Source organism: Nocardia sp. NPDC003963, assembly GCF_053605105.1.
The window spans coordinates 34558-42134 of record NZ_JBSGIP010000047.1 but is presented as its reverse complement, the minus strand read 5'-3'; the positions used below and the strand labels follow the sequence as shown (position 1 = coordinate 42134).

5 protein-coding genes are annotated in these 7577 nt (G+C 67.2%); 4 read left to right on the top strand and 1 reads right to left on the bottom strand.

Annotated elements, in window-relative coordinates; genetic code table 11:
* Positions 1 to 95: 95 nt before the first annotated feature.
* Complete coding sequence (gene acs / locus ACWEWT_RS33825; RefSeq protein WP_452564917.1) at positions 96 to 2045, bottom strand: acetate--CoA ligase; 1950 nt, start codon at positions 2043 to 2045, stop codon at positions 96 to 98.
* A 256-nt stretch (positions 2046 to 2301) separates the two neighbouring features.
* Between acs and ACWEWT_RS33820 the strand changes: the two genes are divergently transcribed.
* From ACWEWT_RS33820 to ACWEWT_RS33805, 4 genes are read left to right on the top strand one after another with little or no spacing between them, the layout of a single operon-like run.
* The gene (locus ACWEWT_RS33820; RefSeq protein ID WP_452564916.1) at positions 2302 to 3915 is read left to right on the top strand and encodes a peptide ABC transporter substrate-binding protein; all 1614 of its coding nucleotides are present in this window, start codon (positions 2302 to 2304) and stop codon (positions 3913 to 3915) included.
* A 40-nt stretch (positions 3916 to 3955) separates the two neighbouring features.
* Positions 3956 to 4882, top strand: a complete 927-nt coding sequence (locus ACWEWT_RS33815; protein WP_452564915.1) for an ABC transporter permease — start codon at positions 3956 to 3958, stop codon at positions 4880 to 4882.
* Positions 4883 to 4895: 13 nt separating this feature from the next.
* Positions 4896 to 5858 carry an ABC transporter permease gene (locus ACWEWT_RS33810; RefSeq protein WP_452564914.1) on the top strand — a complete coding sequence of 321 codons (963 nt, stop codon included), beginning with the start codon at positions 4896 to 4898 and terminating at the stop codon, positions 5856 to 5858.
* A 43-nt stretch (positions 5859 to 5901) separates the two neighbouring features.
* On the top strand, positions 5902 to 7545 hold the full coding sequence (locus tag ACWEWT_RS33805; RefSeq protein ID WP_452564913.1) for a dipeptide ABC transporter ATP-binding protein: 1644 nt from the start codon (positions 5902 to 5904) through the stop codon (positions 7543 to 7545).
* Positions 7546 to 7577 lie beyond the last annotated feature (32 nt).

Below are 7577 nucleotides of genomic sequence, written 5' to 3'. Positions count from 1 at the left end.
AGCGCATGCGCGAAGCGCGAGTCTCGAGGCCTGAACGGCGGGACACCAGGGGGCCTCAACCCCCGCGACGCCGAAGGCGGCGCCAAAAACACAGCTCAGCGGCCGGCGCGGATGGACTCGAAGACCTGCGGGTCCACCAGGGTGGAGGTGTCGCCGAGTTCCCGGCCCTCGGCCACATCGCGCAGGAGTCGGCGCATGATCTTGCCGCTGCGGGTCTTGGGCAGTTCGGGTACCACGTGGATCTCTCGCGGCCGGGCGATCGGGCTGATCTCGCGGGCGACCTCGGCCTTGAGTTCGTCGACCATCGCGGATCCGGTATCGGTGGCACCGGCGGTGAGGATCACGAACGCCACGATGCCCTGACCGGTGGTCTCGTCGGTGGCCCCGACCACCGCCGCTTCCGCCACTCCGGAGTGCCCGACCAGCGCGGATTCCACTTCGGCGGTGGAGATGCGGTGACCGGATACGTTCATCACGTCGTCCACTCGGCCGAGCACCCAGAGGTCACCGTTGACGTCGAGCTTCGCGCCGTCACCGGCGAAGTACCAGCCCTGTTCGGCGAAACGGTCCCAGTAGGTGGCCCGGTAGCGCTCCATATCGCCCCAGATACCACGCAGCATCGACGGCCACGGCTGGTCGAGGACGAGGTAGCCGTTGGCCTCGGTTTCGCCGCGGCGCACCGCTTTGCCTTCTTCGTCCACCACCGCGGCCGTCACCCCGGGCACGGGGGTCATGGCGGCGCCGGGTTTGGTCGCGGTGATACCGGGCAGCGGGGAGATCATGATGGCGCCGGTTTCGGTCTGCCACCAGGTGTCGACGATGGGGGCTGTGCCGGAACCGATCACGTCCCGGTACCAGCGCCAGGCCTCCGGGTTGATCGGTTCGCCGACCGATCCGAGCACCCGGATCGAGGACAGATCGTGCGCGTCGGGGATCTGGCGGCCCCATTTCATGAAGGTGCGCACCAGCGTCGGCGCGGTGTAGTAGATCGTGACGCCGTACTTCTCGATGAGCTGCCAGTGCCGGTGTTCGTCGGGGAAGTTCGGGGTGCCTTCGTAGAGGACCTGGGTGGCGCCGTTGGCCAGCGGACCGTAGACGATATAACTGTGCCCGGTCACCCAGCCGACATCGGCGGTGCACCAGTACACATCGGATTCGGGTTTGTGGTCGAAGACCACCCGGTGGGTGTAGCTGGTCTGGGTGAGATAGCCACCGCTGGTGTGCAGGATGCCCTTGGGCTTACCCGTGGTCCCCGAGGTGTAGAGGATGAACAGGGGATGTTCGGCGTCGAAGGCCCGCGCCTCGTGGACCGGGTCGGCTTGCGCGACCGTTTCGTGCCACCAGAGATCGCGGCCCTCGGTCCATTCCACCTCGGTACCGACGCGGCGTACGACCAGGACGTGCTCCACGCTGGACGGTACGTCACCCTTCGCGAGCAGTGCCTCGTCGACGGCCTCCTTCAGCGGTGCGGGATTACCGCGCCGCCACTGGCCGTCGACGGTGATGACCAGGCGTGCTTCGGCGTCGTCGATCCGCTGGCGCAGTGCGGTCGGCGAGAAGCCGGCGAAGACCAGCGAATGCGGCAGGCCCAGCCGGGCGCACGCCAGCATCGCCACGATGGTCTCGGGGATCATCGGCATGTAAATCGCCACGCGGTCGCCCGCGGTCAGGCCGAGTTCGGTCAGATAGTTCGCGGCCCGGCTCACCTCGGCGAGCAGATCGGAGTAGGTGATCGTACGGGAATCGCCCGGCTCGCCCTCCCAGTGCAGCGCGACCTTGTCGCCACGCCCCTCCAGCACATGGCGGTCGACACAGTTGTAGGCGACATTGAGCCGCCCACCGACGAACCATTTCGCCACCGGGGCGTCGGTCCAATCGAGCACCTGGTTCCACCGCTCGTGCCAGTGCAGGTGATCGGCCTGCTCGGCCCAGAACGCTTCGCGGTCCTGCGCGGCCCGCTCGTAGATACCGGCATCGACATTCGCCGCGGCAGCGAACTCCGCACTCGGCGGGTAGGCGTCCGGGTGATCGGCGGTCTCGGTCATCTGAGTCACTTCCTTCGCGTTACCTGCACCATAAGGGGCCACCTGTGACCCTAAACTCTCGCTCCGGGCCGCCGCGGCGATCCCGGGACGAATGGTCGCCGGTGCCGGGTGAGCGGCAGCCGGTGGCGGACGAACGGCGGTGCTCGCCGGCGTCCCGAGAGTTCACGAACCCGGCAGGATCGCGCAAGGGGGCCTATATTCTGCAGACAACTCTGCGGGGTGCCGAGGCCGTGGTCGTGACGAGCCGGGAGGGTGTGTGAGGGGATCGTCGTGGGTGTTGCGGGCCGCCGGCCTGGTGCTGGTCCTGGTCGGTGTGACGCTGGTGCCCGCGTGCACCGTGACTCCCGCGCTCGGTGAATCCGTCGCGGTCAACGGAAGCGAACCGCAGAACCCGCTGGTGCCCTCGAATACCAACGAGAACGGTGGCGGGCGCATCGTGGACCGGTTGTTCGCCGGGTTGCGCCGGATCGCGGCGGACGGCAGCCTGCACGACGAGGTGGCCGAATCCATCGAAACCGACGACCAGCAGTTCTACCGGATCCGACTGGAACCCGGCTGGACCTTCTCCGACGGTTCCCCGGTGACCGCGCATTCGTTCGTCGACGCGTGGAACTACGGCGCGCTGATCAGCAACGCGCAGTTGCAGAGCTACACCTACGCACCGATCGCCGGATTCGAGGATGTGCAGTCCGATCCACCCCGGTCCCGGACCATGTCGGGGCTGCGGGTGCTCGACGACCTCACTTTCACAGTCGCGCTGAAAGAGCCGACGATCGATTTCCGCACCAGGCTGGCCTACGCGCCCTTCTATCCGCTGCCGCCGTCGGCCTTTGCGGATATGGCGGAATTCGGGAAGAACCCGATCGGTAACGGGCCCTATCGGTTCGCCGGTCCCGATGCCTGGCAGCACGATGTGAAACTGGATCTGGTGCCCAATGATCGTTACCGAGGTGGGCGCCCGCCTCGGAACAAGGGTTTGACCTTCGTCTTCTATTCGGATTTCGACGCCGCCTATGCCGACCTGCTGGCCGGCAATCTGGATGTACTGGATACCGTCCCCTCCAGCGCGCTGACCGTGGTGGACGCCGACCTGGGGGAGCGGTCGGTTTCCGCGCCCACCGCGCAGAATCAATGGATCGGGACACAGCCCGGGTTACCGCATTTCGGGGGCGAGGAAGGCCGGCTGCGCCGGCACGCGATCTCGATGGCGATCCACCGGCAGGCCATCGGCGACAAGATATTCCGGGGCACTCGCGCGCCCGCGCGTGACTACACCTCGCCGGTGCTGCCCGGGTACGACGGCGAACTGCCGGGGGCGCAGGTGCTGGACTACAACCCCGACGAGGCGCGGCGGTTATGGGCCCGGGCCGACGAGATCTCGCCGTGGAGCGGGCGTTTCGAAATCGCCTACAACGCGGACGGCGACCACCAGGCGTGGGTGGACGCGGTTGCCAACAGCATCAAGAACACCCTGGGGATCGAGGCGGTCGGTGCCGCCCTGCCGACGTTCAAGCAGTTACGGGACCAGGTCACCACCCGGTCCGTCGGCAAAGCGTTCCGGTCCGGGTGGCAGGGGGATTATCCGACCATGCTCCAGTTCCTGGAACCGGGGTTCCTGAGCCATTCCGAAACGAACGACTTCGACTACCACAACCCCGAATTCGACGCGCTGATCGCCGCCGCCGAGGCGGCCCCGACCGAGGCCGGATCATGGGCGCTGGTGGCCCGCGCGCAGACGCTGCTGTTGCGCGATATGCCGACCATCCCCATCTTCGACTACGTCAACTCGGCCGGGTACTCCGAACGGGTCCGCGGAGTCACCTTCGCCTGGAACGGCCTGGCCGATTTCGAGAACATCGAGCTGATATGACCGCTGTCCGCGAATCCTCGCCCGAACCGCAGGAGTGCCCATGGCGTGGTATGTAGTGCGGCGGCTGCTGCAGATGGTCCCGGTGTTCTTCGGCGCCACTCTGCTCATCTACTTCCTGATCTACAAGATCTCCGGAGGTTCGGTCGCCGCGCTGGCCGGTGACCGAACCCTGACGCCCGCGCTGGAGGCGCAGCTGAAGGCGCGCTACCACCTCGACCGCTCGTTCCTGGTGCAGTACCTCTACTACCTGAAGGGCATCTTCACCTTCGATCTCGGCACCACGTTCTCCGGGCGCTCGGTGAAAGACGAACTCGCCCGCGCCTTCCCGATCACGATCCGGCTCACGGTGCTGGCGCTGTTGTTCGAGGCGGTGTTCGGCATCCTGTTCGGCACGCTGGCGGGCCTGCGGAAGGGAAAACTGTTCGACTCCACCATGCTGGTACTCAGTCTGGTCGTGATCGCGGTGCCCGTGTTCGTGCTCGGATTTCTCGCGCAGTACCTGCTGGGCGTCGAATGGGGAATCGCCCCGGTCACCGTGGGAGCCGATGCGAGCTGGAGCCGGCTGGTGGTACCGGCGCTGGTGCTCGGCGCGCTGTCCTTCGCCTATGTACTGCGCCTGACCCGCAATGCCGTCGCCGAGAACCGCGACGCCGACTATGTGCGCACCGCCACCGCCAAGGGCCTGCCCCGGCGCCGGGTGGTGCGCGTACACATCCTGCGTAATTCGCTGATCCCGGTGGTCACCTTTCTCGGTGCCGATCTGGGCGCGCTGATGGGCGGAGCGATCGTGACCGAAGGCATCTTCAACATCCCGGGTGTCGGCGGCACGCTCTACCAGGCAGTGGTCCGCGGTGAGGCGCCGACGGTGGTCTCGTTCGTCACCGTGCTGATCGTGGTGTTCCTGCTCGCCAATCTGCTGGTGGACCTGTTGTACGCCGTGCTCGATCCGCGGATTCGCTATACCTGAACGGAGTGCGGTCATGTCAGATGAGTTGCCGGCCCGCCCGATCCGGCCGGACCGCCGGCGCTGGGTCGCCGCGCCGGACGCGGTCACCGTCGAGACGACCGACCGGGTGCGGGTGGCAGGCGCGCCGAGCGGATTCTGGAGTCAGGCCTGGCGCGGCCTGCGCCGCAATCCGTTGTTCCTGATCGCGGTGGCGATCATCGCGCTGGTCCTGGTCGTCGCGATATTTCCCGGACTGTTCACCGACCAGGACCCGCGCTACTGCGTGGTGGACAACAGCCTGCTGCCACCGAGTTCGGCGCACTGGTTCGGCTTCGACCTGCAGGGTTGCGATATATACGCGCGCACCGTCTACGGGGCGCGCGCCTCCGTACTCACCGGTGTGGGCGCCGCCGCGCTGTTCGTGCTGTCGGGCGCCACGCTGGGCGCGCTGGCGGGGTTCTACGGCGGGCTCCTCGATGCGGTGATCTCCCGGATCTCCGAGATCGTGTACGCCGTTCCCCTGATGCTCGCCGCTATCGTGCTCATGCAGTTGTCGACCACGCGCACGGTCTGGCTGGTGATCGTCACTCTCGCCGGTTTCACCTGGCCGCAGGCGGCGCGGATCGCCCGCGGTGCGGTGATCGCGGCGAAGAGCAGCGAATACGTACTCGCGGCGCGGGCGCTGGGCGTATCCCGACTCGGCATCCTGGTCCGGCATATCGTGCCCAATTCGCTGGGTCCGGTGCTCGTGGTGACCGCGATCTGGCTCGGGGTCTTCATCGTCACCGAGGCGACACTGTCGTTCCTCGGCGTCGGTCTGCCGCCCACCGAGGTTTCCTGGGGCGCCGATATCGCGACCGGTCAGCAGCAGTTGCGGGGTGGCTCGCTGATCCTCTTCTATCCGGCCACCGCACTGGCGCTCACGGTGCTCGGCTTCATCATGCTCGGCGATGCCCTGGGCGACGCTCTGGACCCCAAAGGCCGGGCGTCGAAGTGACGGTATCGAAGCGGATTTCCCGGATCGGAGACAGGGAGCAGATATGAGCGCCGGCGCCGAGGACGAACGTCCGCTGCTGCGGATCCGCGATCTGCGTATCGCGTTCGGTACGGGGGACGAACAGGTGGATGCCGTACGCGGTGTGGATCTGACCGTGTACCCGGGGGAGACGGTCGCGATCGTCGGAGAGAGCGGGTCCGGGAAATCGACCACCGCGCACGCGATCATAGATCTGCTGCCGCGCGCGGGCCGGATCGTCGGGGGCAGTATCGAATTCGACGGTACGGAACTGGCGGGCGCTTCCGAATCGCGGCTGGTGGAACTGCGCGGCACCAGAATCGGCTTCGTCCCTCAGGATCCGATGTCGAACCTGGATCCGGTACACAAGATCGGGTTCCAGATCCGGGAAACCCTCGCGGCCAACGGTATCGCCCGCGGCCGCGCCGCCCGGGAACAGGCGGTGGAGCTGCTGCGCGCGGCGGGCATCCCCGATCCGGAGCACCGGATCGATCAGTACCCCCACGAGCTGTCCGGCGGCCTGCGCCAGCGCGCACTGATCGCGATGGCGCTGTCGGGCCGGCCGGATCTGCTGATCGCCGATGAGCCGACCTCCGCCCTCGATGTCACAGTGCAGCGCCGGATCCTCGACCATATCGACAGTCTCACCGGTGAATTCGGGACCGCGATGCTGCTCATCACGCACGATCTGGGAGTGGCCGCCGAACGCGCCGAGCATCTGGTGGTGCTGTACCGCGGCCGGGTGGTGGAGTCGGGGCCGGCCCTGGAACTGCTGCGCGATCCGCGGCACGAGTACACCCGGAAACTGGTCGAATCGGCACCTTCGCTGGCGGCCGTCCGGCGGACGTCGCGTGCCCGCGTGCTCGCGGCCCCGGATCCGATCCTGGTGGCGGACCGGCTCACCAAGCGATACCGGACCCGGGGCGCGGTGCCGTGGCGATCCGGAGAAGCTGTCGCCGTCGAGGATGTCTCGTTCACCCTGCATCGTGGGCGTACCACCGCGCTGGTCGGGGAATCCGGATCCGGTAAGTCCACTGTCGCGCAGCTGGTGCTCGGACTGCTCGAACCGAGTTCCGGGTCGGTGGCCTTCGACGGCACGGATATCGGAGGTATGAGCGGTCGCGAACAAATCCGATTCCGCCGCCGGGTGCAGCCGATCTTCCAGAACCCCTACGCCTCGCTCGACCCTATGTACTCGATCCACCGGTGTATCGACGAACCGCTGCGGACCCACGGCCTCGGCATCCGCGCCGAACGTGACAGCCGGGTCCGCGAACTGCTGGACCATGTCGCGCTGCCCAGCAGTGTGCTGGCCCGCTATCCCAACGAACTCTCCGGCGGTCAGCGGCAGCGGGTGGCCATCGCACGTGCCCTGGCCCTGCAACCGGAGCTACTGGTCTGCGACGAAGCGGTATCCGCGCTGGACGTACTGGTCCAGCAGAACATCCTCGATCTGCTCACCCGGCTACAGGACGAGCTCGGCCTCACCTACCTGTTCATCACCCACGACCTCGCGGTGGTCGGTCAGCTCGCCGACGAGGTCCTGGTGATGTACGGGGGTCGTATCGTCGAGGCGGCGCCCACCGGGGAGATCTTCGACTCGCCGCGCGAGGACTACACGCGCCGCCTGCTCGACGCCATACCCGGTCGCGATCTGCTCATCGGCTGAGTCGGGTCCGGCCGGCACCCGAAGGGCCGCCG

Bases quoted from the DNA above. Each gene is read 5' to 3' on its own strand.
- acs (WP_452564917.1), bottom strand. From the start codon at position 2,045: ATGACCGAGACCGCCGATCACCCGGACGCCTACCCGCCGAGTGCGGAG.
- ACWEWT_RS33815 (WP_452564915.1), top strand. From the start codon at position 3,956: ATGGCGTGGTATGTAGTGCGGCGGCTGCTGCAGATGGTCCCGGTGTTC.
- ACWEWT_RS33810 (WP_452564914.1), top strand. From the start codon at position 4,896: ATGTCAGATGAGTTGCCGGCCCGCCCGATCCGGCCGGACCGCCGGCGC.
- ACWEWT_RS33805 (WP_452564913.1), top strand. From the start codon at position 5,902: ATGAGCGCCGGCGCCGAGGACGAACGTCCGCTGCTGCGGATCCGCGAT.